Raw genomic sequence first — 25,482 nt, 5'->3', positions numbered from 1 at the left:
TCAACAATGACGCGACTGACCTGTCAAGGATCACAACGCCTTCCGCAGGCACACCCCGTCAAATATGTCGTGACCTCAGACACCCTTAGCTCCACAATTCGATAAAACCCCTGGTCATGTTTGGCCAGGGGTTTTGTTGTATCTGCCCTGGTAGGTGCACTATTCCTGGTGCTGTTGCAAAGTTGGGCGGAGAGCCGAGACGACCCAGTTTCTCATTTCCTGATGGCCGCTGCGTGCCGGCGTTCTCAGGCCGTCTCGAAGGCCCGGTTGACGATCACCGCGTCCGGATTGGGGTGCCCATAAGCAAACATCGTGCCCTGACCTTTCCGCAATGAATGCATCGCTTCCATCCCTTTCAACGTCCGGTGGGCAGACGTCCGATTTTTGAACGCCCCCTTCGGTCCCAGGATTCGTTTCAACCGGCCATGATCTCCCTCGAGAACGTTGTTCAGGTATTTCACCTGACGGTGCTCCACCGTCTGAGGGCAGATTCCCTCCGCCTTCAGCTCGGAGATCGCCTTGGCCAGGGAGGGTGCCTTATCTGTATTAATTACCCGCGGGGAACCGGCTGTCGTATTCGATCGCAGCGTCTTGGCCAGGAAACGCTTGGCCGCCGCGACATTGCGCTTCGGAGAGAGATAAAAGTCCAGGGTCTGCCCACCGGCGGTAATAGCCCGGTAGAGATAGCACCACGTGCCGCCGACCCGAATATAGGTCTCATCCACCCGCCAGGACCGGGCCTGCCAGTCGGGTACCTGCCGGTACCACCGAGTGTGCTTATCCAACTCAGGGGCGTATTTCTGCACCCAGCGGTAGATCGTGGTGTGATCGACTGGCACACCCCGCTCGGTCATCATCTCTTCGGGATCGCGGTAGCTCACGCCGTAGCGGCAGTACCACCGCACCGCCCACAGGATGATTTCACGGGGGAAATGCCGACCGGAGAAGATGCCCATGGCCGTGATTATTTCACGCCGGTCTTTCTACTGCCCCAACTTTGCAATAGCACCCTAAAGCGTATGCCGTGCCATATGCCTAAACATACGGCATGTACTGTGGGGCGTATATTCACCCGCCCCATCGCGGTAGCTATGCGTTTTTCAACGCCCGATACACCGTAGGGCTTGAACGGAATTCATGTAGGCGCAATCAGGGGCTATAAAGTATCGCATTACTTGCATCCAAACCTGTACATTCAGAGAATTGCCTTGGACTGGCGGTAACAGGTACCAGATATGCGTTCGTAAAATTCGCGCGCGTTAATGTCGCTCCACGAAGGTCTGACTCGCTAAGAATTGCGTTCGTAAAATCTGCGTCGGTGAAATCTGCCGATTTCAAGTTAGCCCATGCCACCATGGAGCCGCGAAACGAGCATCCTTTGCATATGCTTCCTTCGAGATTGATATCCGTCAGGTCATAGTTGGACATATCTTTCCCGGAAATGTCTTTCCCAGCGAGCTCCGTGGCCCACGATTGAGGCATCGTTTTGTACATTTGCTATTTAATCTGCGGTGAATTGATAATCCATTGCGGGCAACGGCCTTGGTAGTCAAGACAGTGGGTGGTTGCAACAGCACCATCTTATCGGGGTGTGTGCCCTTGACTGCCGCGTCTGGTGCGCGCCGGATGCCGCAGAGGTAGTGGATGGTGCCGTCTGCCTCCTCGTGGTGGATGATGTGGCGCAGTGGGGTGCGCTCCTCGGGTGCCCGCCGCGCCGGGCTGGTAGTGGTTTTTGGGGAAAGCATGGGGTGCTCCTCGGGTCGGTTTTCGGTGCGATAAGCAACAGTTACGCAACAGATGCGGGCTCAATGGTTGTAAATAGTGCGTCTACCGGCGGGTTAATGGTTATCGTCGTGGAGCCCCCTTAGCTCCACTTGATTGCGGGACCCGGTCGAATACGGCCGGGTCCCGTTACGTTTTGCCGATCGGCAAAGCTGCCTCCCGTTGAAACTCAGGCATAAAGGAGCAGCTGAAGTGGAAGATTCGTTGGGCGCGCAGAAGATCCGTCGCGCGGTGCTGATTGTGGCGCTGTTGAACCTGGCCTACTTCTTCGTGGAGTTTGCCGGTGCGGTGGCCATTGGGTCGGCGTCCCTGTTCGCGGACTCCGCCGACTTTCTCGAGGACACCGCGATCAACCTGCTGGTGTTCTTCGCCGTGGCGTGGCCGGCCGCGCGCCGTCGCACCGCGGGTAGCGTGCTCGCAGCGCTGATCCTCATCCCGGCGGTGGCTGCGATTGTCACCGTCGTCACCAAGATCATGAACCCGGTCGCACCGTCGCCGGAGGGCCTGACCGGCATCGCGGTCGGTGCCCTGGTGGTCAACGTGGTTTGCGCGATCTTGCTGATGCAGCTGCGCGGTGAAGGCTCATCGCTCGCCACCGGCGCTTGGCTGGCCGCGCGCAACGATGCGTTGGCCAACCTGCTCATCATCGCCGCCGGACTGCTCACTTTCGTGTGGGGAGACCGCCTGGTTCGACATCGTCGTCGGCGCGATCATCGCCGCGATCAACCTCTCCGCCGCCAAGGAAGTCTGGGAGGCATCCCGCGAGGAGCACGACTCTGTCGAGGAGGCTTTCGCGGACATGGACGACGACTAAACGCCGCCTAGACGCGCCTTAAGCCCACACTCCGGACGCTCCGCGGCGCCAGGTGCCCACCAAGTTGGTGTCGACGATGCCGGTGGATTCCATCAGCGCGTACATAGTCACCGGCCCCACGAAGGTGAAGCCGCGCTTCTTCAAGTCCTTCGCCAGTTGCTCGGACTCTGCCGAGCGCGTCGGCACCTCCGCCATCGTACGTGGCACCGGCGTGTGTTCCGGCTGGTAGGACCATACGAACTCGCCCAGGTGCGTGCCCTGTTCCCGCAGGTTGAGCGTTGCCTGGGCGTTTTTCACTGCTGCTTCGAGTTTGCGCCGGTTGCGGATCAAGGAAGCGTCGTCAAGCAAATGCTCGATGCTCATCCCCGCGACCTCCTCTGGGTCGAAACCGCGGAACGCCGCGCGCAGCGCCTCGCGCTTCTGCAGGATCAGCCGCCAGGACAACCCCACCTGGAAGCCCTCGAGGCAGACGCGCTCGAACATGCCCTGCTCGTCGGTGACGGGCATGCCCCATTCGGTGTCGTAGTACTCGCGCAAAAGCGGGTCGGTGGCCGCCCACGGTGGGCGCGCCAGCCCGTCGTCGCCGATGACGGGCCAGCCGGATTCGGGATCGGTCTCTGGGGTGGTGTGAAAATCAGTCATATGTATTGGACTCAGTTCTACCTCGTTTGGTTCCACGGGTACGCTAATCGGCATGAATAGGCCCGCCGTGCGCGACTTCGCGCTGCTTGTACTCCGGCTCGTGCTGGGCGCGGTGTTTGTGGCGCACGGCTACAACCACTGGTTCGAGATGGGCATGGCCGAAACCGGCCGCCAGTTCGCGGCACTCGGGGTGCCGCAGCCACAGCTGTCCGCCTACCTCACCGGCACCGTCGAGCTCATCGGCGGCGCGTTTTTGGCAGTGGGGCTCTTAACGACGATCACCGCGTCGCTCCTCGCCCTTACCGTTTTAGCCGCCGGGTACTTCGTGCACCTGGACAACGGCTTTTTCATCGAGGCCGGGGGAGTGGAGTACACGCTCGTGCTCGCCGCCGCGCTGTTTATCATCACCGTCTTCGGCACCGGTCGTGCCAGCCTGGACGGGGTGCTCACGCGTGGTTAGCCACGAGGAGGTCCAAGCGGCGCTGTCCGCGCGCATCGACGGCGAGAAAGCTGAACTCGACGACGCCATCGTCGACGCCCACGTGTCCGGCTGCGCGGAGTGCCGGGCGTTTTTGGACCGTAGTCTGGCCCTGTCCCAGTCACTCGGTGGGGACAGCGCAATGGCTCCGCCGCAGGACTTGTCTGCCGCGATTCTCGCGGGCGTGGATAACGAGTGGCGCCGCTTCGCCCGCCGCCGCGAACTCGGCATGGGCGTGGGGCGTGTGATGCTCGGCGTTATGGCCGTGGTGTGGGTGTTGTGGGCCGTGCGCCTGATCCTCTCCGGCGGCGAGGAACCGATCGTGGCATCCGCGGCGTCCGTGCGCTTCGGCGTGGCGCTGGCGTTGGGCTTTACCGCTTGGCGCCCGCAGCAGATCCCGGGCGTGGTGCTGATTGTGGGCACGATGTTCACCTTCACCGTCGGATTCGCGGTGCGCGATTTCGTGCTGGGTACCGGCGCGTTCGAGCTCGCCGGGGTGCTCATCCCGCTGCTGAGTTTGGTGGCGCTGGTATGGACCTGGGTGGCCGACCGGGGTGGGGCGTGGCGCCGGGCGTGGCAGATGCTCGACGCCCGGCCGTACTAACTACTTCCAGCTGGGCAGCCACATGATGGATTCGTACCAGGCGTCCGGGATCTTAAGGCCGTAGAGGATGGGCGACCAGTAGATGAAGCTGGCCACCACCAGAGCGATGTAGACCACGGTGGCGAGCTGGCCCCAGCGCATCTCAAAGCCTGCAACCTTGTTCACCCAGGGCCACGTCACAGCTCCGCCCTTCTTGGCCAGGTTGCCCAACGCCAAGGCCAGCAGCACCGCGGTAAACGGCACCATTGCGGCGGCGTAGAAGAAGTACATCTGGCGGTCGAAGGCGGCCAGCCACGGCAGGAAGCCTGCGGCGAACGCGATCACCGGCACTATGACGCGGAAGTCCTTGCGGGTCAGCCACACCCAGCACGCCCACAGCAGCACCGGCACGGTCAGCCACCAGATGGCGGGGGTGCCGAACATGTAGATCATTTCGCGGCACTTGCCGTCGCCGGGCGCAATGGAGCACTCCAGATCGGTGGCGGAGTAGTAGAGGATCGGTCGCGCCGAGACCAGCCAGGCCCACGGCTTGGAATCCCAGGGGTGGGAGTGGCCGGAGGACGACGTCAGCGAGGCGTGGAAGTTCAGCACAGAGAAGTGGTAGTAGAACCAGCCGGCGATCGGCTCGGGCAGGTTGGCCAGCCAGGGCCAGTCGGAGCCGGCGATGGTGCCGTCGGTAAGCGAGTGGCGGTACACGGAGGTCTCAGAGGCGAACCAGGCGCGCCAGGACCATAGGTACAGCACGGCGGGGATGAGCACGATGGAGGCGAGTGCCGACGGGACGTCGCGAAGCAGGGTGCCCGAAATCGGCTTCTCCACGCCGTAGCGGCGGCGCAGGAACAAGTCCCAGAACGACGAGAGAAGGCCGAAGAACATGATGTAGTACAGGCCGGACCACTTCACCGATAGCGTGAGACCGAGCAGCACGCCGGTGGCGAAGCGCCACCAGCGAAAGCCCATGCGCGGGCCGAACGGGCCCGCGTCCTCGAGCTTGCCGGCCAGCCACGCGTCGTGCCAGCGGTGGTGCACCTCGCGCATGTCGCCGGCCAGGGTCCACGCCGCCATCACCACGAACAGCACCTGGAAGACGTCGAGCATGCCGAATTTGGCGGAGACCAGCAGGACGCCGTCGAAAAGCGCGATGATGCCCGCGATGATCGCAATGTTGGTGGACTGGCTCACGCGCCGCGCGAGCAGGAACACGAACACGATCACGGCGGTGCCGAACAGGCCGGTCATGAGGCGCCAGCCGAGCGGGGAGTAGCCGAAGAGGATCTCGCCCAGCGCGAGCAGCTGTTTGCCCAGCGGCGGGTGCACAACCAGCCCGTAGCCGGGGTTGGACTCGATGCCGCCCAAGACCGGGTTGAACCAGCTTTCCACCATGTCCCAGGCCTGCGGCACGTAGTGCTTCTCGTCGAATACGGGGGTGCCGGAGCTGGTCGGCTGCACCAGCCCGATAAAGCGGGTGAGCAGCGCCAGCACACCGATCACGGAGGCGGCGATGGTGTCGCGGCGAGTCCACGGCACAGTCACGGGTGCCTCGGGCGCAGGCTGGGCGGGCCGCAGGGAACGCGTCGTTACTGGTGCCGCCGCGTCGGCGTCAGACGGCGGCCCGGCGGGGTTCGGGGTGCTCGCGATAGTGGTCACGACGCAAGATATTAGCGCCTTGAGCGTAAGCTCCCGTGGTATGTCCGCCGAGCAAGACAACCTGACACAGAACCTCCCGGCCGGAGTTGTGCTCGCGGCCACCCCGCTTGGTAACGCGGCAGATGCGTCGCCGCGGCTGGCGCAAGCGCTCGCGGCCGCGGACGTGATCGCCGCAGAAGACACACGCCGCACGCGCGCGCTCGCCGCGGCGCTCGGCGTGGAAATCGTTGGGCGTGTGGTGTCCAACTTCGACCACAACGAAGAATCGAGGGTGCGGGAGCTTCTCGACGCCGCACGCGCCGGCACCGTCGTCGTTGTCACCGACGCCGGCATGCCGCTGGTGTCGGACCCCGGCCACTCCATCGTCGCTGCGGCCCACGACGCCGGCATCCCCGTCACCTGCATCCCGGGCCCCTCCGCGGTCACCACGGCCCTGGCACTGTCGGGGCTCAACGTGGGCCACTTCATTTTCGACGGCTTCGCGCCGCGGAAGACCGGCGCGCGCCGCGCGTGGTTGGAAGCGCTCGTGCACGAGCGCCGCGCCGTGTGCTGTTTCGAGTCGCCGCACCGCATCGAGCAGTTGCTTGCCGACGCCGCGGACGTCCTCGGCACCGAACGCCGCGCCGCCGTGTGCCGCGAGCTGACCAAAACCTACGAGGAGGTTAAACGTGGCACGCTGGGGGAGCTCGCCGAGTGGGCGGCCGGCGGCGTGCGAGGGGAGATCACGCTGGTGATCGAAGGCGGCACCGGGCAGCAGGCCGAACCCGAGGACTTGGTCGGTCTGGTGCTGGAGCTGGTCGACGGCGGCCAGCGCATGAAAGATGCGGCGAAACAGGTGGCGAAGCAGCACGGAGTGAAGGTCGGAGACCTCTACGATGCCGCGTTGGATGCGCGAAGCTGACGTCGATAGGCAAAAGTTCCTCGCGCGCTGGCTAGCACAATGGTGTGATCTGCGCTAGCCTGCTTGGGTTCTAGAAAAACCCTGAAAATTTGCGAGGAGAACTATATGTCTCAGCGTGATCTCCAAAGGGATCCCCACGATCCTGATGTGGAGCCGCGGAGTACGGATCCCATCAAGACTGAAAAATCTTCCGCAGTCGGCGAGATCGCCGCACTGCTGCGCGCAGACCGCGACGGCGCGCAACCCGATTACACAGACCCAGAGGAAAGCGTCGTTAGCGAAGCCGACGCAGAAGACGCCCCGATCAACTGGGGCACCGTCATTCCTCTGGCAGTGATTGTCGCGGCGATCGTCGGCTGGGGCCTTGCCGCCCCCGACAACTTCTCTAACTTCGCGGATGCCGCCTTCGGCTGGGTCATCGACAACCTCGGCTGGGCCTTCGTCCTCGGCGGCACCATCTTCGTCGCCTTCGTCATCGTCATCGCGGCATCGAACTTCGGCACCATCCGCCTCGGCACCGCCGACGAGCGTCCGGAGTTCAAGACAACCTCGTGGATCGCCATGATGTTCGCCGCCGGCATGGGCATCGGCCTGATGTTCTACGGCGCTGCCGAGCCGCTGGCGATGTACCTCGACGGCGTGCCGGGCCACGACGAGCACGAAGTCGGCACCGCGATGGCGCAGACCATGTTCCACTGGACGCTGCACCCGTGGGCCGTCTACGCCATCATCGGCCTGGCCATCGCGTACTCGACGTTCCGCCTCGGCCGCAAGCAGCTGTTGTCCAGCGCGTTCATCCCGCTGATCGGCGAGAAAGCAGCCAACGGCTGGCTGGGCAAGCTCATCGACGCCTTCGCCGTCTTCGCCACCATCTTCGGCACCGCCTGCTCCCTGGGCCTCGGCGCGCTGCAGATCAGCTCCGGCCTGGAAGCCTCCGGTTTCGTGGACAACCCGTCCACCAAGCTGACCATCGGCATCGTTTCCGTGCTCACCCTCGCATTCCTGCTATCGGCAATGTCGGGTGTGTCCAAGGGCATTCAGTGGCTCTCTAACACCAACATGGTCATCGCTGCTGTGCTGGCGGTCTTCGTGTTCGTGTTTGGCCCGACCGTGGCGCAGCTGAACATGCTGCCGACCGCTGTTGGTAACTACCTGCAGAACTTCTTCGAAATGGCAGCCCGCACCGCTGAGAGCTCCGACGGCCAGGCCGGCGAGTTCCTCTCCGGCTGGACCATCTTCTACTGGGCATGGTGGATCTCCTGGTCCCCGTTCGTGGGCACCTTCCTCGCACGCATTTCCCGCGGCCGAACCGTGCGCGAGTTCTGCCTCGGTGTGATGCTGGTTCCGGCTGGCCTGTCCACCGTGTGGTTCGCCATCTTCGGCGGCACCGCTATCAAGATGGAGCAGGCTGGCGAGTCCATCGTCGGCGGCGGCTCCAACGAAGAACAGCTGTTCAACCTGCTGCACGCGCTGCCGGGCGGCTACGTTGTTGGCGTGTTTGCGCTGGTACTGCTGGGCACCTTCTTCATCACCTCCGCGGACTCCGCGTCGACGGTGATGGCATCTATGACCCAGTCCGGCAAGACCGAGCCGAAGCCGTGGCTCGCCGCAATGTGGGGCTTGGCCACCGCATTCGTCGGCCTGACGCTTCTGATTTCCGGCGGCTCGGACGCGCTGAACTCGCTGCAATCCGTGACCATCGTGGCCGCAACGCCGTTCTTGATCATCCTGATCGTGCTGATGTTCGCGATTGTCAAGGACATGTCCAACGACACGATCTACCTGGACAAGAAGGAGCAGGAGCGCTTCGCCCGCCAGCTGGCCATCGAGCGCCGCATGCACCGCGACCAGCAGCAGCTGGAAGCCCGCAAGGCGCAGGTCAAGGAGATGCTCAAACCGCGTTCCCGCTAGGAGCGTTTGCTTGACGACGTTCTAAAGTTGCGCCCCGCTTAAGCAGTGCAGTGCTTGAGCGGGGCATAACTTATGCTGAGAGCCATGACTTCTTCCGAGACCAACAACAACGTTCTTGTGTGCGTTGCGTGGCCGTACGCCAACGGCCCGCGCCATATCGGCCACGTCGCAGGCTTCGGCGTGCCCTCCGACGTCTTCGCCCGCTACCAGCGAATGTCCGGCAAGAACGTGCTCATGGTCTCCGGCACCGACGAGCACGGCACCCCGCTTTTGGTGCAGGCCGATAAGGAAGGCGTGACCGTCAAGGAGCTGGCGGACCGCTACAACAAGCAGATCGTGGAGGACCTGGCGGGCCTGGGTCTGTCCTACGACCTGTTCACCCGCACCACCACCCGCAACCACTACGCGGTGGTGCAGGAGTTGTTCCGCGGCCTGAACGAGAACGGGTACATGATCCGGGAGACCACCCAGGGCGCGATTTCCCCGTCGACAGGCCGCACGCTTCCGGACCGCTACATTGAGGGCACCTGCCCGATCTGCGGCGCCACCGACGCGCGCGGCGACCAGTGTGACACCTGCGGCAACCAGCTCGACCCGGCGGACCTGATCAACCCGGTGTCCAAGATCAACGGCGAGACGCCCGAATTCATTGAGACCGAGCACTTCATGCTCGACCTTCCCGCACTGCACGACGCGCTGGAGCAGTGGCTTACCACCCGCGAGGACTGGCGCCCGAATGTGCTGAAGTTCTCCCTGAACCTGCTGGAGGATATGCGCCCGCGCGCTATGACCCGCGACATTGACTGGGGTATCCCGATCCCGGTGGAGGACTGGCAGGACAACCCGTCGAAGAAGCTCTACGTCTGGTTCGACGCCGTCGTGGGCTACCTGTCTGCATCGATTGAGTGGGCGCACCGCTCCGGCAACCCGGAGGCCTGGAAGGACTTCTGGCAGGACCCGGCCACCGAGGGTTACTACTTCATGGGCAAGGACAACATCACCTTCCACTCCCAGATCTGGCCGGCGGAGCTGCTCGGCTACGCGGGCAAGGGCGCGAAGGGCGGCACGGTCCGCGAGCTCGGCGAGCTGAACCTGCCCACCGAGGTCGTCTCCTCCGAGTTCCTCACCATGTCCGGCTCCAAGTTCTCCTCGTCCAAGGGCGTGGTCATCTACGTCAAGGACTTCCTCGCCGAGTTCGGCCCGGACCCGTTGCGTTACTTCATCGCCGTGGCCGGCCCGGAGAACAACGACACGGACTTCACCTGGGACGAGTTTGTCCGCCGCGTGAACAACGAGCTGGCGAATGGCTGGGGCAACCTGGTCAACCGCACCGTGTCCATGGCGCACAAGAACTTCGGCCAGGTCCCAGCACCCGGCCCGCTCGAGGCGTCCGATGAGCGCATCCTCGACCTCGCAGCTGAGACCTTCACCACCGCAGGCGAGGCCCTGGGCAAGGCGCACTTCAAGTCCGCGATCACGAAGATCATGCACGTCGTCGGCGAGGCCAACGCCTACATCGCCGAGCAGGAGCCGTGGAAGCTGGCCAAGGACGACTCCCAGCGCGAGCGCCTGGCTACCGTGCTGTGGACCGCGCTGCAGGTCGTCTCCGACTGCAATGCCATGCTCACCCCGTTCTTGCCGCACACCGCGCAGAAGGTCCACGAGACTTTGGGCCGCACCGGCATCTGGGCCGCCGAGCCGCGCGTCGAGGAGGTTGTGGACGACGAGGAGTTCAACCTCGTCGGCGCGGGCCTGCCGGAGAAGGGCCAGACCTACCTGACCATCACCGGCGACTACTCCCAGCAGCAGGCCGAGTGGAAGCGCGTGGATGTCACCCCGGGCACGGAGCTGTCCAAGCCGCAGCCGCTGATTGCCAAGCTGGACCCGGAGCTGGGTGAGACCGGCCCGGAGTGGGCGCCGGTGCAGTAGGGCCGCGCTCGACGGAGAAACCTACAAGAACTGCCCCAGGAACTTAGTCAGGGTGCCGGGTTCTTCGTCCTCGAAGCGCTGGTCCACAACAACGAGCGGGGCGGTGTATTTCTCGCCGGCGCTGCCGACGTCCTTGGCGACGACGAGGTCGGTGCCGTAGTCGTCGATAAGCAATTGCCACTGAAACCCCTCCCGCACGAGCGCCTGGCCGAGCGCGGTGCCGTAGAGGCGCGCGGTGTCGCCGCGGGGGAACGCGCGGCGCACGTCCGGCGGGAGCGCGAGGTAGTCGGCGAGTTCGGCCTCGAAGGACTCTACGATGTCCGCGGGCGAGCCGTTGATGCCGCGGCCGGCGGCTTCGGCCAGGTCGGCCTCGATTTGGGTGGTGGTGGCTGAGTCGATGTCTTCAAATGCCATAGGGTGCATCGTATGAGCAAAAAGAAACCGCGTCCCACACCTGTGCCCGCCGAGCCGATTGCTTCCCTGGTCGACGCGCACACCCACCTCGCGTCCTGCGGCGCGCGCACCAAGGATGAGGTGGACGCGTTCGTCGAGCGCGCCCTGGCCGCCGGCGTTGAGCGCATCTGCACCGTAGGCGACGGCCTCGACGAAGCGGAGCTCGCGCTTCAGGCCGCCCACCTCAACGAGCGCGTGTTCTCAGCGTGCGCGATCCACCCGACGCGGGCGCACGAGCTTGACCGCGACGCTCGCGCTCGCCTGACCGAGATGGCCGCCGATGAGCGTTGCGTGGCGGTGGGCGAGACCGGCATCGACACCTATTGGCTGAAGCACGACGCGGAGGGCACCGCGCCGCTCGAGGTGCAGGAGGAGGCGTTTCGCTGGCACATCGACCTAGCCTGTGAGACGGGCAAGGCGCTGATGATCCACAACCGCGAGGGCGACGCCGACATGATGCGCATTCTTGACGACGCCCCGCGGCCTGAGCACGTGATCCTGCACTGCTTCTCCTCGCCGTTGGATGTGGCGCGCGAGGCGATTGAGCGCGGCTATGTGCTCAGTTTCGCCGGCAACGTGACATTCAAGCGCAACGAGGAGCTGCGCGAGGCGGCGGCGCTGGCGCCGGTGGGGCAGCTGCTGGTGGAAACGGACGCGCCATACATGACGCCCGAGCCTTACCGCGGGGCGAGAAACGAGCCGTCGCTGATCGGGCACACCGCGAAGGTTGTGGCACAAGCGCGCCGCATGGAAGTGGCCGATGTGGCGCGTGAGATTGCAGAGACGTTCTCGCGGGTCTACGGGGTGTGACCTGGCACGTCCGTCCTTGAAACCCCGCGGGCGTTACCGTATCGTTACCCGGGTTATTAGCTGAAGCACCTTCAGCTGAGCCGACCCGTGAGGAAACACATGTCCCGTCAGATCAAGCGGATCAACCCGAAGAGCACCGCCACCAAGCGCGCTGTCGCCGGCACCGTCGCCGGCGCAGTCCTGGTCGGCGGCGCGGGCACGGCACTTGCCACCCAGAAGCAAGTCACCGTCGACGTCAACGGCGAGGAAACCAACGTGCGCACCTACGCCTCCGACGTGGCGGGCGCGCTTTCTTCCGCCGGTGTCGATGTCGCGCCGGAGGACCTGGTCTACCCGGCGCCGGGAGAGAGGCTGTCCAGCGGCGACACCGTCACCGTGCGCACCGCGAAGCCGGTCGCCGTGGTCATCGACGGTGTTGCACAGGAGATCACGTCCACCGCCGGCACCGTCGGCGAGCTGATCGAGCAAGCCGGCGTTGACGGCTACTCCGCGGTGGACGTGGACCGCGACCAGCCGGTCACCCACGGCATGAACCTGGACGTGACCACCCCGAAGATCGTCGCACTGCGCGACGGCGGGAACCTGACCTACGTCTCTGCCGCTGCGAAAACCGTCGGGGACTTGCTTGCCGCCCGCGGTGTCACCTTCGACACCGACGACCGCCTCAACGTCGCACTCACCGACGCCATCGAGCCCGGCATGGAGATCGTGCTCGACCGCGTCAGCACCGTGGATCGCCCGGAGACCGTCGTGGTGGAGGCCCCGGCCGAGTATGTGGACGACGACTCGCTCGACGAAGGCACCGAGGAGGTCCGCGAAAAGGGCGAGCAGGGCGAGACCGAGGTCATCCACCGCACCGTTACCGTCAACGGCAAGGTCGAGTCCGAAGGCGTGGCCGAAGAAAAGGAAGTGAAGAAGGCCAAGCCGGCGCTTATTGCCCGCGGCACCAAGCAGGCCGGCAACACCGGCGAGGCCGCGCCCGCGGTGGCCTCCGGCAGCGTGTGGGATTCGCTGGCGCAGTGCGAAGCCGGCGGCGACTGGTCCATCAACACCGGCAACGGCTTCTCCGGCGGCCTGCAGTTCACCCCGTCCACCTGGGCGGGCCACGGCGGTACCGCGTACGCGCCGAGCGCGCACCTGGCCACCCGCGAGCAGCAAATCGCCGTCGCCGAGCGCGTCCAAGCCTCCCAGGGCTGGGGTGCCTGGCCGGCCTGCACCGCGAGCCTGGGTATCCGCTAGATGGCGGGAGCGCAACTCCTCGGGCCAGCCGAGATCCGCGACCTCGCCGCCGAGCTGGACGTCACCCCGACGAAGAAGCTGGGGCAGAACTTCCTGCACGACCCCAACACCGTGCGCCGCATCGTCGCGGCGGCGGAGCTTTCTGCCGACGACCACGTCGTGGAGGTCGGACCGGGCCTCGGCTCGCTCACCCTGGGGCTGATCGACACCGCCGCGAGCGTGACCGCCCTCGAGATCGACCCGCGCCTGGCCGGGCGCCTGCCCACCACCGTGGAGGCGTTCGCCCCGGAGTACGCCGAGCGCCTCACAGTGATCAACACCGACGCGCTGAAGGTCGCCCGCGCCGACTTCGACGTCGCGCCGACCGCGCTGGTGGCGAATCTGCCCTACAACGTCTCGGTGCCGGTGCTGCTGCATTTGTTGGCGGAGTTGCCGTCGATACGCAGGGTGCTCGTGATGGTGCAAAAGGAAGTTGCCGACCGCCTTGCCGCGCAACCCGGCTCGAAGATTTACGGCGTGCCCAGCGTCAAAGCCGCGTTCTACGGCGACGTCTCGCGCGCCGGCACGATTGGCAAGCACGTGTTCTGGCCGGCGCCAAACATCGAGTCGGGGCTGGTGCGCATCGACGTCGCACCCGACGCCCCACGCGAGCTTCGCGACACCATCTTCCCGCTAGTCGACGCCGCATTCGCCCAGCGCCGCAAGACGCTGCGCTCCACGCTGGCCGGCATCTACGGCTCGGCCGCGGCCGCAGAGGACGCGTTGCGCGCCGCCGGCATCGACCCGGGCCTGCGCGGCGAGAAGCTCACCGTCGCGGACTTTATCCGCTTGGGGGAGGCCCGCCATGGTGCGTGAGATCGTCGCCTCCGCGCCGGGCAAGGTGAACCTGCACCTCGGCGTGGGTGAGGCGCGCACGGACGGCTACCACGACCTGGTCAGCGTCTTCCACGCGGTAGACCGGCGCGAGGTGGTGCGATTGCTTCCCGACGGCGACCCCGTGGCCGGCCCAGCAGTCGAGTCCATGCACACCACGTTTTTCGTGGATGAGCCGGACGAGGACATCGACGGACCGAACAACCTGGCGTGGCGCGCCGTCGAGGCCGTGGTGGCGCGCGCGGGCGTGGCGGTGCCGCGCGTTCGCATCGAGGTGGACAAGCATGTCTTCGTCGCCGGCGGCATGGCGGGCGGCTCCGCCGACGCGGCCGCCGCGCTGGTAGCGGCCAACGCGCTCGTGACCCAGTTCGGCGAGCCGCTGCCGGACGAGGCGCTGCACGAGATCGCGGCGTCGCTCGGCGCGGACGTGCCCTTCTCGCTCATGGGCGGCACGGCGCTTGGCACAGGCCGTGGCGACAAGCTGGTCGAGATGCTCTCGCGCGGCCGGCTGCACTGGGTGTTCATCAACCCCAAGATCGGGATCAACACCGGGGGAGCGTTCTCGCTTCTCGACGACCTCCGGCACGGCAACCCCGCCCTCGTGCCGCATTTGGACGCCACCGAGCTGTCCCAGGCGCTGACCTCCGGCGACGTGGCGCGCGTCGCCGCCGCGCTGCACAACGACCTGGAAGCGCCCGCGTTGTCGATGCGGCCGGTGCTCAAGCGCGTGCTCGATGCAGCAGCAGACGCGGGCCGCCGCGCGATCGTCTCCGGCTCCGGGCCCACCGTGGCCGTGCTCTGCGACGACGCCGACGCCGCGCGGTTTGCCGCCGAGCACTTGGCGGAGCAGTTCGACGGCTACGAGATCTTCGTCGCCGAAGGCCCGGACCACGGCGCGGTGGTGGAGAAGGTGGGTTAACCGGAGGCGTCGTCACGCTTGCGCCTGCGTAAGATTGCAAGCCATATGGCTAACCTGATCAACCTGGAAAACGTCTCCAAGACTTGGGGGCTGAAAACGCTTCTCGACGGGGTCTCGCTCGGCGTGCAGACCGGCGAGCGCATCGGCATCGTCGGCGTCAACGGCGGCGGCAAAACCACCCTGCTGGAAGTGCTCACCGGCATCGAGCCGCCAGACGCAGGGCGCGTCTCGCACACCTCGGATCTGCGCATGGCGGTGGTGACGCAGCGGTTCACGCTGGATAGCGCGCTCACGGTCAGCCAGGCCGTCGTCGAGCCGCTGGGCCTGCAGACCTTCGAATGGGCCTCCAACGCCCGCGTGCGCGAGGTGCTCCAAGGCACTGGTGTGGCGGAGCTTGGCCTGGACACCCCGGTGGGGCAGCTCTCCGGCGGCGAGCGGCGCCGCGTCAACCTCGCCGCCGCGCTCGTGCAGGACCTGGACCTGGTGGTGCTGGACGAGCCGACCAACCACCTCGACGTCGAAGGCGTGCAATGGCTCGCCGACCACCTGCTCTCGCGCAAGGTCGCGGTTGTGGTGGTCACCCACGACCGCTGGTTCCTCGACACCGTGGCCACACTGACGTGGGAGGTGCACGACGGCACCGTGGATGTCTACGAGGGCGGCTACAACGACTGGACCTTCGCGCGCGCCGAGCGCGCCCGCCAGGCCGACGCCATCGAGCAGCGCCGCCAGAACCTCGCCCGCAAGGAGCTGGCGTGGCTGCGCCGCGGCGCACCGGCGCGCACCTCCAAGCCGCGCTACCGCATCGAGGCCGCCGAAGCCCTGATCAAGGACGTCCCACCCCCGCGCGACACCGTCGAACTCATGGCCTTTTCCAAGCAGCGCCAGGGCCGCGTGGTCATCGAGCTCGAGGACGCGCGCATCGACGCCCCGGACGGCCGCACGCTGGTCGACCACCTCACCTGGCGCCTCGCGCCGGGCGAGCGCATCGGCTTAGTCGGTGTGAACGGCTCCGGCAAAACCACCCTGCTGCGCTCCTTGGCCGGCGAGTACCCGCTCGCAGCCGGCAAACGCATCGAGGGGCAGACCGCCCGCATCGGCTGGTTGCGCCAAGAACTCGACGACCTCGACCCGGAGCGCCGCGTCATCGACGCCGTCGAGGACGTGGCCACCTACATCTCCCTCGGCAAAAAGGAACTGTCCGCCTCACAGCTCGCCGAACGCCTCGGCTTCTCGCCGAAGCGCCAACGCACCCCCGTGCGCGACCTCTCCGGCGGCGAGCGCCGCCGCCTCCAACTCACCCGCGTGCTCATGAGCGAGCCGAACGTTTTGCTTCTCGACGAGCCCACGAACGACCTCGACATCGACACCCTCCAAGAGCTGGAAAACCTCCTCGACTCCTGGCCCGGCACCCTGGTGGTCATCTCCCATGACCGCTACCTGATCGAGCGCATCGCCGATAACACCTACGCGCTGTTCGGCGACGGCAAGCTGACCAACCTGCCCGGCGGCATCCAGCAGTACTTGGACACCCGCGCCGACCAGGCCCGCACTGCTGGTGTGCTGGATCTGGGGGAGGGGAAACCGGAGGGCGTCGAGAAGCAGATGAGCTCCCAGGAAGAGCGCGAGCTGCAGAAGAAGATGAAGGCGCTCGAGCGCAAGATCGCCAAGGAAAACGAGCGGGCCGAAGCCCTCGAGGCCGAGATCGCCGCGCTTTCCGAAGCCGGCGACTTCGACGCCATTGGCGCCAAGACCAAAGAGCTCAACGCCGTGAAGGACGCCCGCGAGGAACTCGAGATGGAATGGCTCGAACTCGGCGAACAGCTCGAAAGCTAGGGTGGGTCCCATGATTTTGATCAACGTGCGATTCAAGCCCCTGCCCGAACACGTCGAGAACTTCCGCGAGCTGGTCAAGGACTTCACCGACGCCTCCCGCGCCGAAGAAGGCAACATCTTCTTCGACTGGTACCGCAACGAAGACAACCCCGACGAATACCTGCTCATAGAGGCATTCCAGGACGACGCCGCCGAAGCCCACGTCAACTCCGACCACTTCAAGGCCGCCCAGGAATTCTTCCCCACGATCCTGAAAGAGACCCCCACCATCATCAACACCCTCATCGAGGGCAAGACCGAGTGGGATCAGATGGCGGAGTTCAAAGTCTCCTAGGGGGAGCCTCAGTGGGGCGCAATGTTTCCTGGAGCGCATTCATGGCTTAATATCTCCCCCGTCACAATTTCCTAGAACGTGAAAGGGGTGTCCCCAGTGACCGCTCCAGATCCGACCCAGAGTGGGTCCACCGCGGCCGACGCGCCCGCGAAACCACCAGCCGCGGCGAGGGGGATCGGCCCCATGATCGGCGCCATCTTCCTCATGGCCACCTCGGCCATCGGCCCCGGCTTCCTCACCCAAACATCCGTCTTCACCGTGAAGATGGGCGCAGCGCTCGCCTTCGCGATCCTGCTGTCCATCCTCATCGACATCGCCGTGCAACTCAACGTCTGGCGCATCCTCGGCGTGTCCGGCCTGCGCGCCAGCGAACTCGCCAACAAGGTGGTGCCCGGCCTCGGGTGGGTGCTCGCGGTGCTCGTCGGCGTCGGCGGCTTCATCTTCAACATCGGCAACGTCGCCGGCACTGGCCTCGGCCTGCAGGCGCTCGCCGGCATTGAACCGCGCATCGGCGGCGCCATCTCCGCCGTCATCGCCCTGGTGGTGTTCCTGTCAAAGCGCGCCGGCGCCGCACTCGACGTCATCGTCGGCATCCTCGGCGCGATGATGATCCTGCTCATGCTGTATGTCGCCATCTCCTCGAACCCGCCGGTGGCGGAGGCCATGCGGCAGACGGTCGCGCCTGAGGCGATCGACTTCAACGTCATCACCATCCTCATCGGCGGAACCGTCGGCGGATACATCGTGTTCGCCGGCGTGCACCGCCTCATCGACGCAGGCCACACCGGGCCGGAAAACATCGATTACCTCACCCGGTCTTCGGTCACCGGCATCATCGTCACCGGCATTATGCGCGTGCTGCTGTTCCTCGCGGTGCTCGGCGTGGTGGCCACCGGTGTGACGTTGTCCAAGGACAACACCGCCGCCGACGTGTTCTACCAGGCTGCCGGCGAGTTCGGCCGCCGCGCGTTCGGCCTCGTGCTGTGGGCCGCTGGCCTGTCCTCGGTGATCGGCGCGTCGTTTACCTCCGTGTCGTTTATGACCAAGCAGGGCTTCGACCCGAAGAAGCGCACGATGTTCACCGTCGCGTTCATTGTCGCCTCCGCCGCGATCTTCCTCGCCCTCGGCGGCACCCCGCCGCAGAAGGTGCTGCTGTTCGCCGGCGCGTTCAACGGCTTGATCCTCCCGATCGGTTTCGCGGTGGTGCTCTTCGTCGGCATCTTCCGCCGGGACCTGTTGCGCGGCTACAAGCCGCCGGTGTGGATGCTCACGATCGGTGTGCTCGTGCTGGTGCTCACGCTGTACATGGGTTGGAGCTCCATTAGTAAGCTTCCGGAGATTATCTCAATGTAGCGTTGAGGCATGTACTCCTCCTACACCCCAGCGCAAGCCCGCGCGTTGTTCCGCACCACCGATGTGGCGACAACGGCGGGCTTTTCCGCTGGCTTCGCCCAGGCCAACCTGATCGCGCTGGATCGGAAGTACGCGTTCGATTTCTTGTTGTTCGCGCAGCGCAACCCGAAGCCGTGCCCGCTGCTCGGCGTGTTGGAACCGGGGCAGGTGTCGTCGCCGCTGCTCGCGGGCGGCGACATCCGCACCGACATTCCGTCCTACCGGGTGTATTCGCACGGCTCACTTATCGACGAACCAACGGATGCCACCGCCTACTGGACCGAGAACACCGTCGCGTTTGTCATCGGCTGTTCGTTCACCTTCGAGCAGGCATTGCTGGACAACAATGTGCCGGTCGCCCACATCGAGCAGGGGGTGAACGTGCCGATGTACCTGACCAACATCGACTGCGAGCCTGCTGGGGCGTTCAGCGGGAAAATGGTGGTGTCCATGCGGCCCATCCCGGCAGGTTTGGTGGCGGACGCGGTGCGGATCACCTCGCGCTACCCGGCGGTGCACGGAGCGCCGGTGCACGTGGGGGAGCCGGGGTTAATCGGCATCGACGATCTGGCCGCGCCCGATTTCGGCGACGCGGTAGACATCCCGGCAGGTTGCGTGCCGGTGTTCTGGGCGTGCGGGGTGACGCCGCAGTCGATCGCGATGCATTCGAAACCGGAGCTGGCGATCTGCCATTCGCCGGGCAAGATGCTCATCACCGACGTGCGGGACGTGGCGTACCAGGTTCCCTAAAGGGCTCGGCTGTGGATAACTTTGGTGCTTTTTGGGGCGGGTTATCCACAGTTTTTGGTTGTGGGGGTTGGGTGGGGTTGCGTTGGGTTTAGGGTCTGTGGCCATGAACTCGTTCGACGCATTCATCCAGGCGATGTCCGCAGTATCCATGGAGACACTGCGGCACTTCGACCTGCCGGTTGCCCTGAGCGCCGGGATGGCGCCGGACAAGGCCCACGCGTGGGCGCGGATGCAGGACGTCTACTACGGGAAAACGAAATTTACCCGCAAGCAATCGGAAGCCGCGCAGAAAGCCCGCGGGTTCTCACTCGACGAACTCGGACTGATCGAGCGCCGCATCAGCGGAGTGAAGGACGCCGGCGAGCGGTGGCGGCTACGGCTGGAACTGTTGGATGTCACCGGCGGGTACAAAGCAATCGAACGCGCCGCCCGCGAGCTCATCCCCCGCGAGGACAACGCCCCGACAAAGAAGCAGGTCGCGTTCTCCGCGCCGAAGAATGGCCGGGCGCGCATCACCATCGACACCACCGACCGCAACGCAGCCGATCTCGAGCACCGCCTGCGCCAAGACATCGACACCACCCAGCCGGCGGCGGCGCAGATGGAAGAGGCGTTCTGGCGCATTGTCGAAGGCGAAACCGGCGGGGTCGTCGCCGCAGCACCTAGGCCGATCGTGATGGTGCCCATCGACGCACACTCGCGCATTATGGCCGGCGATGGCGACGACGTCATCCTCACACTAACTGACGGCACCATCATGACGGGTGCGGAGTACCTCCAGCAAGAGTTCGGCGAAGCCTTGGAGGTTGCCGCCTTCCACCCGGAGGAAGGGGCAGTCAACCTCTACGACACCGAGCGTTTCGCCAACCAGAAACAGCGCGATATGGCCTGCATGGTCTCACCCGTGTGCGCGTTTCCGGGCTGCCGCCACGGCGCGTACGCTTCCGAGATCCACCACGTGAAAGCGTGGAAACACGGCGGCTACACCAACATCGACAACCTGGCGCCGCTGTGCCGCTACCACAACCGCATCAACGACGACGACCCCTGGCGCAACACCCGCGGCCGCATCGCCATGATCCGAGGCGCGCCCTGGTGGGTCTCACCCCGCGGGTACCACATCAAAAACACCGACCGCGGAGCACTCGACCAGCTCTTCGGACCACCAAGCACCTAACAATGCGAAACGCCGCCGCCCAACAACGGACGACGGCGTAACACCCGCGCGCCTAGGAAATCGTCGCGATGGTGGCGTTCGCTTTCACGCGCTCGCCCTGCTGTGCGGCAAGCGAGATTTGCCCGTCGCGAGGTGCTTTGATCTGCGATTCCATCTTCATCGCCTCGACGGTGGCGATAGCGTCGCCCTTGGAGACGACGTCGCCGTCGGCGACCAACCATTCAACGATGGTGGCTTCGTACTTCGACGTCACGGCGCCTGCTTCGTCGCCGGCCGGGCCAGCCGTGTCGGCCGGGGCCGTGGCCGCGCCGCCGCCGAGCATGGCGACGGGGAAGCCGATGGTGTGCAGTCGGCCGTCGATTTCCACGATGACGTCGCGGCGTTCGTCGTAGATGTGCTCGATGTCGACGCCGTTGTGTTTCTGCGACGGTGAGTAGTTGTGGTCGACCCAGTCGGTGTAGACGTCGAGGCTGTCACCGGTGATTTCGGGCGCGTCAACCATGTCGCGGTGGAACGGCAGCACGGTGCGCACGCCTTCGATGACGAACTCGCTGAGCGCCTGCTTTGCGCGGGCGAGGGCGGTGTCTCGGTCGGGTCCCCAGACGACGAGTTTGCCCATGAGCGAGTCGTAGTACGGCGGGATTTGTCCGCCGGTGCGGACACCGGTGTCGATACGCACGCCTGGTCCGGTTGGCACGTCGAAGCGGGTCACCGTGCCGGGCGAGGGGGCGAAGCCGTTGGTGACATCCTCGGCATTGATGCGGAACTCAAAAGCATGCCCGCTTATCGACGGATCGATCCCGTTGCCGCCGTTACCGTTCGAGTCGACGAAGGAGAGGGGAAGCCCATCCGCGATGCGGAATTGCTCGGCGATGATGTCCACGCCGGTGACGGCCTCGGTGATGGGGTGCTCGACCTGGACACGGGTGTTGACCTCCAAAAACGACACGGTGCCGTCTTCGGAGACGATGTATTCGACGGTGCCGGCGGACTGGTAGTTCGCCTTGCGGATGATTTCGCGGGCGCCTTCTTCGATGGCGGTGCGTTGCTCGTCGGTGAGGAACGGGGCGGGGGCTTCCTCGATGAGTTTTTGGAAGCGGCGCTGGGTAGAGCAGTCGCGGGTGCCAAGGACTGCGACGTTGCCGTGCGCGTCGGCAAGCACTTGCGCCTCGACGTGGCGCGGGTGGGTAAGGAACTTCTCCACGTAGCACTCGCCGCGGCCGAACGCTTCGCGTGCCTCGCGACCAGCGGAGGCGAAGCCTTCCTCGATGTCGGCTTCGTCGAAGACGACTTTCAGGCCGCGGCCGCCGCCGCCGAAGGCCGCCTTGATCGCGATGGGCATGCCGTGCTTGTCGGCGAAGTCGCGGGCTTCCTCCCAGGTGGACAGCGGCTCGCCGGTGCCTGGTGCGAGCGGGGCGTCAACCTCGACGGCAAGGGCGCGGGCGGAGAGTTTGTCGCCGAGCAGTTCGATGGCCTCCGGCGATGGTCCGATCCAGGTCAGGCCGGCCTGCTCGACGGTGCGGGCGAAGTCGGCGTTTTCGGAGAGGAACCCGTAGCCGGGGTGGAGGCAGTCGGCGCCGGCGCGGTGCGCGATCTCGATGAGCGCCGGGATGTTCATATACGTCTCGGCGGAGGTCTTGCCCGGCAGCAGGTAGGCCTCGTCGGCGACCTGGGTGTGCAGCGCCCCGGTGTCCGGCTCGGAGTAGACGGCGATGGAGCGGATGCCCAGATCGCGGGCGGTGCGCGCGATGCGCGCGGCGATCTCGCCGCGGTTGGCAATCAGTACGGCAGAAAGAGTCATGAATTAACCTTCCAGGGTGTAGCGCTCGAAGCGGAGTTTTCCGCCGGGCGGGAGTTGTGCGGCGATGTCGACGTCTTCATTGATTACGGTCGCGATGACAGGGTATCCGCCGGTCACGGCGTGGTCGCGCAGGAAGAGCACGGGCTGGCCGGACGGGGGGATCTGCACGGAGCCTGCGACCATGCCTTCGCTGGGCAGCTCGCCGTCGCGCGAGCGGGTCAGCGGGGCGTCGGATTCGAGGCGCAGGCCGACGCGGTTGGAGTCGCCGGTGACGGTGAAGGTGGTGGCGAAGAACCGGTCCACGGCGTCTTGGTCGAACCAGTCGTCGCGGGGGCCGAGGACGCAGCGCACCACGCCGACGACGTCCGCGCCGTCGTGTTCGACGCGCAGCGGGTTGGTTAAAAGCGAGTTGGCGGATTGCGGCGGGGTCAGCGACATGGCGATGGTGTCGCCGGCTGCCAGCGGCTTTGGGCCGAGGCCGGAGAGCATGTCGGTGGCCGCGGAGTCCAGCTCGGTGTCGGCGATGAGCCCGCCGCGCACGGCGACGTAGGTGCGAAAACCCAGGCGCGCCGGCTTAACGACGACCTCCGCGCCCGCCGGCACAATCGTCGGGGTGGCTAGCGGCGCGGGGCGCCCGCCGACGGTGACGTCGGCGTCGGCGCCGGTAACGCAGATGACGGTCTCGGCCAGGGCGGTCATGGTCAGCCCGCCGACGTTTTCCAAAAGCGTGGCGTTGCGTTTGTTGCCCACCGCGGCGTTGGCGGTGCGGGCGGAGGCGCGGTCGGTGGACCCGGACGTGGTCACGCCCAGGTTGCCGTTGCCTTGTCGGCCGAGGTCCTGGTACAGCGTTTGCAGGCCCGCGTCGTCCAGCGTGAACACGGGGCGGCGCGGCGGCGTGGCGAGGTGCTTGCGCGCGGTCTGCGTGTCCGCGGGCAGGGTGTCGACGGCGTGGTAGTGCACGCGGTCGCCGGGGGCGACGAGCGCGGGCGGGGTGGCGGTGGAGTCCCACATCGGGGTGGCGGTGGTGCCGATGAGCTGCCAGCCGCCGGGGGAGGTGCGCGGGTAGACGGCGGAGAACTCGCCGGCCAGGGCGACAGCGCCTGCGGGCACGGCGGTGCGCGGCGAGTCGCGGCGCGGGATCGCCAGCGCGCGCGAGGCGTCTTCCGGCACGCAGTAGGTGAACCCGGGGGCGAATCCGCCGAAGGCGGCGACCCAGGTGGTGGAGGTGTGCCACTCGATCAGCTCGCGCGGGCTCATGCCTAGCGACGTCGCCAGCGCGTCGACGTCCTCACCGTCGTAGCGCACGTCGATGTCGATGTCGCGCGGCGTGCCCATGTCCGCAGCCGCAGGCGAATAGCCGGCGAGCACATCGACGGCGTTGGTGGTGGCGGTGGGCGAATCAAAGGTCACGAGCACGGTGCGCGCGGCGGCGACGACGTCGGTTTGGTGCTCCAGCGGCGAGGCGGAAAGCGCCGCGTAGAAGTCCATGACTGTTTTCAGGTCGGGCAGGTCCACGATGAGGGCGCGGGTGCCGACTCGCTTTACGGGGTAGCTCACAGGACGGCCTCGATGCGGATGCCTTCGTCGGCAAGCTTGTGCACGACGCTGCGGGTCAGTTCGACGGAGCCGGGGGAGTCGCCGTGGACGCAGACCGATTCGGCCTGGACTTTGACTTCGGTGCCGTCGATGGCGGTGACGGATCCGGTGGAGGCGACTTGGAGCACCCGCTTGGCCACGTCCTCCGCATCGTGCATGACCGCACCCGGCTCACGGCGCGACACGAGCGTGCCGTCGGGGTTGTAGCCGCGGTCCGCGAACGCTTCACGGATCACGCGAAGGCCTGCCTTTTCGGCGACGTCGACGGCGACGCCACCGGGAAGCAGCATCACAGCGAGGTCGGGGCTAAATGCTTTGATGCCGTCGATGACCGCCTTGGCGTGGGCTTCGTGGTGGACGATCGTGTTGTAGAGCGCGCCGTGCGGCTTGACGTAGCGCACGCGCATGCCGTGGACGCGGGCCAGGGCGTCGAGGGCGCCGATTTGGTAGAGCGTTTCGTCGGCGAGCTCGGCTGGGGCGTAGTCGATGAAGCGGCGGCCGAAGCCTGCCGGGTCGTTGTAGGCCACGTGCGCGCCGAGGATCACGCCGTGGGCGGCGGCGTTTTTGAGGGTGCCAGCGATGGAATGGGGGTCTCCTGCGTGGAACCCAGTGGCGACGTTGGCGCTGGAAACCATCTCCAGCATGGCTGCGTCGTCAGCTACCGGGTTGCCCGCGGTGGTCTCGCCGAGGTCAGCATTGAGGTCGATGTGCATGGCCCTAGTTATACAACCTGGGTCATGTGACCTCGCACTCAGGTTTGGAAGGGGGTGGGCTAGACGATGCCGTTGTTGATCTTCTCGATCATTTCGATGATGGCTTCCGCCTGCACCATCAGCTGTTCCTGCAGGTAATCCGAAGCGCCCTGGCGGTCGCCGGACTTGACCAGTTCCACGATGTGCTCGTTGACCTCGATGAAGCGGCGGTTGAAGCTCGGGTCGTGCTCCAGGATTGGCAGGGTGGCCAGGCGGAGGAAGGCGTCGAGCTGGTCCATGGTGTCGCCGAGCGTCTTCGAGCCCATTGCGGCGAGTACGACGTGGTGGAATGCCTGGTTGACGGCGATGAACAGGTCGTCGTCTTCTTCCTCGATGGCGACGCGGGCTTCCCTGTTCAGCTCTTCGAGCCGTTCGACGTCCAAGTCCGGGCCCCACAGCAGCGCGGCAGGCTCGATGGCGGCGCGGGCGCGGAAGGTGTCGGTGACGAACTCCGGCGTCGGGGTGGCCAGGAACACGCCGCGGTTGGGGATGCGTTCGCAGAGGCCTTCAGCGGTCAGCATGGCGAAAGCTTCACGCAACGTGTTGCGGGAAACCCCGAAGCGCTCGGCGAGGGCTACCTCGTTGAGCTTTTGCCCGGGAGCGAATTCGCCACGTGAGATCGCGCGTCGGACCTCGGCGGAAACGTTGTGTGCAAGCATGGCATCCGTATTGAAATCAGTTGTCACCTACCGTGTTTCTGCAGGTGGGTGACCACGTTGGTTAGAACTAGGGAGAGTATAACGTATTTATTGTTGAACAATGCACTGATTACCTCATGTTGATCTTTCTTCTCAGATTCCAGTGTCTTTTTAGTGCTCACAGCGCCTGCGGGTACGGTTACA

At 65.6% G+C, this 25,482-nt stretch carries 24 protein-coding genes; 15 read left to right on the top strand and 9 right to left on the bottom strand.

The features are described 5' to 3' along the window. Positions 1-245 precede the first annotated feature (245 nt). A complete protein-coding gene (locus tag NUW87_RS07170; protein ID WP_239217364.1) occupies positions 246-956 on the bottom strand; it encodes an IS6 family transposase in 711 nt (236 codons plus the stop codon). Positions 957-1,149: 193 nt separating this feature from the next. Next, positions 1,150-1,428: a pentapeptide repeat-containing protein gene (locus NUW87_RS11830; RefSeq protein ID WP_158093103.1), complete on the bottom strand. Its 279-nt coding sequence runs from the start codon at positions 1,426-1,428 to the stop codon at positions 1,150-1,152. 546 nt (positions 1,429-1,974) lie between these two features. On the opposite strand from NUW87_RS11830, the gene NUW87_RS07165 reads away from it, so the two are divergent. Further along, positions 1,975-2,607: a cation efflux transmembrane domain-containing protein gene (locus NUW87_RS07165; protein ID WP_269027857.1), complete on the top strand. Its 633-nt coding sequence runs from the start codon at positions 1,975-1,977 to the stop codon at positions 2,605-2,607. 7 nt (positions 2,608-2,614) lie between these two features. On the opposite strand, the gene NUW87_RS07160 is transcribed toward NUW87_RS07165, so the two are convergent. Beyond that, positions 2,615-3,238: a DNA-3-methyladenine glycosylase I gene (locus tag NUW87_RS07160; protein ID WP_269027856.1), complete on the bottom strand. Its 624-nt coding sequence runs from the start codon at positions 3,236-3,238 to the stop codon at positions 2,615-2,617. Positions 3,239-3,290: 52 nt separating this feature from the next. Between NUW87_RS07160 and NUW87_RS07155 the strand changes: the two genes are divergently transcribed. Together NUW87_RS07155 and NUW87_RS07150 are read left to right on the top strand one after the other, a co-directional pair. Then, complete coding sequence (locus NUW87_RS07155; protein ID WP_269027855.1) at positions 3,291-3,698, top strand: DoxX family protein; 408 nt, start codon at positions 3,291-3,293, stop codon at positions 3,696-3,698. Next, positions 3,691-4,320, top strand: coding sequence for a zf-HC2 domain-containing protein (locus tag NUW87_RS07150; protein ID WP_269027854.1), 630 nt, complete (start codon positions 3,691-3,693; stop codon positions 4,318-4,320). The genes NUW87_RS07155 and NUW87_RS07150 overlap by 8 nt, the downstream gene beginning before the upstream one ends. Here the strand turns inward: NUW87_RS07150 and pmt are convergent, their stop codons facing one another. Beyond that, positions 4,321-5,967: a protein O-mannosyltransferase gene (gene pmt, locus NUW87_RS07145; RefSeq protein ID WP_377734103.1), complete on the bottom strand. Its 1,647-nt coding sequence runs from the start codon at positions 5,965-5,967 to the stop codon at positions 4,321-4,323. Positions 5,968-6,007: 40 nt separating this feature from the next. Here pmt and rsmI point away from each other — a divergent pair, with 40 nt between their 5' ends. The 3 genes from rsmI to metG all read left to right on the top strand — a co-directional run bounded on the left by rsmI (position 6,008) and on the right by metG (position 10,708). After that, on the top strand, positions 6,008-6,868 hold the full coding sequence (gene rsmI, locus NUW87_RS07140; RefSeq protein WP_269027853.1) for a 16S rRNA (cytidine(1402)-2'-O)-methyltransferase: 861 nt from the start codon (positions 6,008-6,010) through the stop codon (positions 6,866-6,868). A gap of 105 nt (positions 6,869-6,973) precedes the next feature. Beyond that, positions 6,974-8,779: a BCCT family transporter gene (locus NUW87_RS07135; RefSeq protein ID WP_070845225.1), complete on the top strand. Its 1,806-nt coding sequence runs from the start codon at positions 6,974-6,976 to the stop codon at positions 8,777-8,779. 84 nt (positions 8,780-8,863) lie between these two features. Beyond that, complete coding sequence (gene metG, locus NUW87_RS07130) at positions 8,864-10,708, top strand: methionine--tRNA ligase (protein WP_239217357.1); 1,845 nt, start codon at positions 8,864-8,866, stop codon at positions 10,706-10,708. A 21-nt stretch (positions 10,709-10,729) separates the two neighbouring features. On the opposite strand, the gene NUW87_RS07125 is transcribed toward metG, so the two are convergent. Further along, positions 10,730-11,122, bottom strand: coding sequence for a DUF3806 domain-containing protein (locus tag NUW87_RS07125; RefSeq protein ID WP_063938287.1), 393 nt, complete (start codon positions 11,120-11,122; stop codon positions 10,730-10,732). A gap of 12 nt (positions 11,123-11,134) precedes the next feature. On the opposite strand from NUW87_RS07125, the gene NUW87_RS07120 reads away from it, so the two are divergent. The 9 genes from NUW87_RS07120 to NUW87_RS07080 all read left to right on the top strand — a co-directional run bounded on the left by NUW87_RS07120 (position 11,135) and on the right by NUW87_RS07080 (position 20,491). Next, entirely contained in the window at positions 11,135-11,971 is an 837-nt protein-coding gene (locus NUW87_RS07120) for a TatD family hydrolase (RefSeq protein WP_269027852.1), read from the top strand. Positions 11,972-12,070: 99 nt separating this feature from the next. Further along, positions 12,071-13,210: a resuscitation-promoting factor gene (locus NUW87_RS07115; RefSeq protein WP_239217353.1), complete on the top strand. Its 1,140-nt coding sequence runs from the start codon at positions 12,071-12,073 to the stop codon at positions 13,208-13,210. Then, complete coding sequence (gene rsmA, locus NUW87_RS07110) at positions 13,211-14,065, top strand: 16S rRNA (adenine(1518)-N(6)/adenine(1519)-N(6))-dimethyltransferase RsmA (RefSeq protein WP_239217352.1); 855 nt, start codon at positions 13,211-13,213, stop codon at positions 14,063-14,065. Then, positions 14,055-15,002 (top strand): 4-(cytidine 5'-diphospho)-2-C-methyl-D-erythritol kinase, encoded by a 948-nt coding sequence (locus NUW87_RS07105; protein WP_269027851.1) that lies wholly within the window; start codon positions 14,055-14,057, stop codon positions 15,000-15,002. Before rsmA ends, NUW87_RS07105 begins: the two co-directional genes overlap by 11 nt. A gap of 45 nt (positions 15,003-15,047) precedes the next feature. Then, on the top strand, positions 15,048-16,838 hold the full coding sequence (locus NUW87_RS07100; protein ID WP_269027850.1) for an ABC-F family ATP-binding cassette domain-containing protein: 1,791 nt from the start codon (positions 15,048-15,050) through the stop codon (positions 16,836-16,838). A 10-nt stretch (positions 16,839-16,848) separates the two neighbouring features. Then, positions 16,849-17,172 (top strand): putative quinol monooxygenase, encoded by a 324-nt coding sequence (locus NUW87_RS07095; protein WP_269027849.1) that lies wholly within the window; start codon positions 16,849-16,851, stop codon positions 17,170-17,172. 183 nt (positions 17,173-17,355) lie between these two features. Next, entirely contained in the window at positions 17,356-18,525 is a 1,170-nt protein-coding gene (locus NUW87_RS07090) for an NRAMP family divalent metal transporter (RefSeq protein ID WP_239217425.1), read from the top strand. A gap of 9 nt (positions 18,526-18,534) precedes the next feature. Next, positions 18,535-19,314: a putative hydro-lyase gene (locus NUW87_RS07085; RefSeq protein ID WP_269027848.1), complete on the top strand. Its 780-nt coding sequence runs from the start codon at positions 18,535-18,537 to the stop codon at positions 19,312-19,314. Between the two features lie 103 nt (positions 19,315-19,417). After that, positions 19,418-20,491, top strand: coding sequence for an HNH endonuclease signature motif containing protein (locus NUW87_RS07080; protein WP_269027847.1), 1,074 nt, complete (start codon positions 19,418-19,420; stop codon positions 20,489-20,491). A 52-nt stretch (positions 20,492-20,543) separates the two neighbouring features. Here NUW87_RS07080 and NUW87_RS07075 read toward each other — a convergent pair whose 3' ends face one another. Genes NUW87_RS07075 through NUW87_RS07060 form a run of 4 tightly spaced genes read right to left on the bottom strand, consistent with a single transcriptional unit; the run spans position 20,544 to position 25,299 of the window. Then, entirely contained in the window at positions 20,544-22,292 is a 1,749-nt protein-coding gene (locus NUW87_RS07075) for an acetyl/propionyl/methylcrotonyl-CoA carboxylase subunit alpha (RefSeq protein WP_269027846.1), read from the bottom strand. 3 nt (positions 22,293-22,295) lie between these two features. Further along, on the bottom strand, positions 22,296-23,849 hold the full coding sequence (locus NUW87_RS07070) for a 5-oxoprolinase subunit B/C family protein (protein WP_269027845.1): 1,554 nt from the start codon (positions 23,847-23,849) through the stop codon (positions 22,296-22,298). Beyond that, positions 23,846-24,601 (bottom strand): LamB/YcsF family protein, encoded by a 756-nt coding sequence (locus NUW87_RS07065; protein WP_269027844.1) that lies wholly within the window; start codon positions 24,599-24,601, stop codon positions 23,846-23,848. Before NUW87_RS07065 ends, NUW87_RS07070 begins: the two co-directional genes overlap by 4 nt. 59 nt (positions 24,602-24,660) lie before the next feature. Continuing rightward, positions 24,661-25,299 carry a GntR family transcriptional regulator gene (locus tag NUW87_RS07060; protein WP_269027843.1) on the bottom strand — a complete coding sequence of 213 codons (639 nt, stop codon included), beginning with the start codon at positions 25,297-25,299 and terminating at the stop codon, positions 24,661-24,663. Between the last annotated feature and the right edge of the window lie 183 nt (positions 25,300-25,482).

The sequence above is a fragment of the Corynebacterium pilbarense genome, assembly GCF_026930265.1.
Taxonomy (GTDB): domain Bacteria; phylum Actinomycetota; class Actinomycetes; order Mycobacteriales; family Mycobacteriaceae; genus Corynebacterium; species Corynebacterium pilbarense.
The sequence above is the reverse complement of the archived record's forward strand: the minus strand, read 5'-3'. Positions and strand labels throughout refer to the sequence as shown.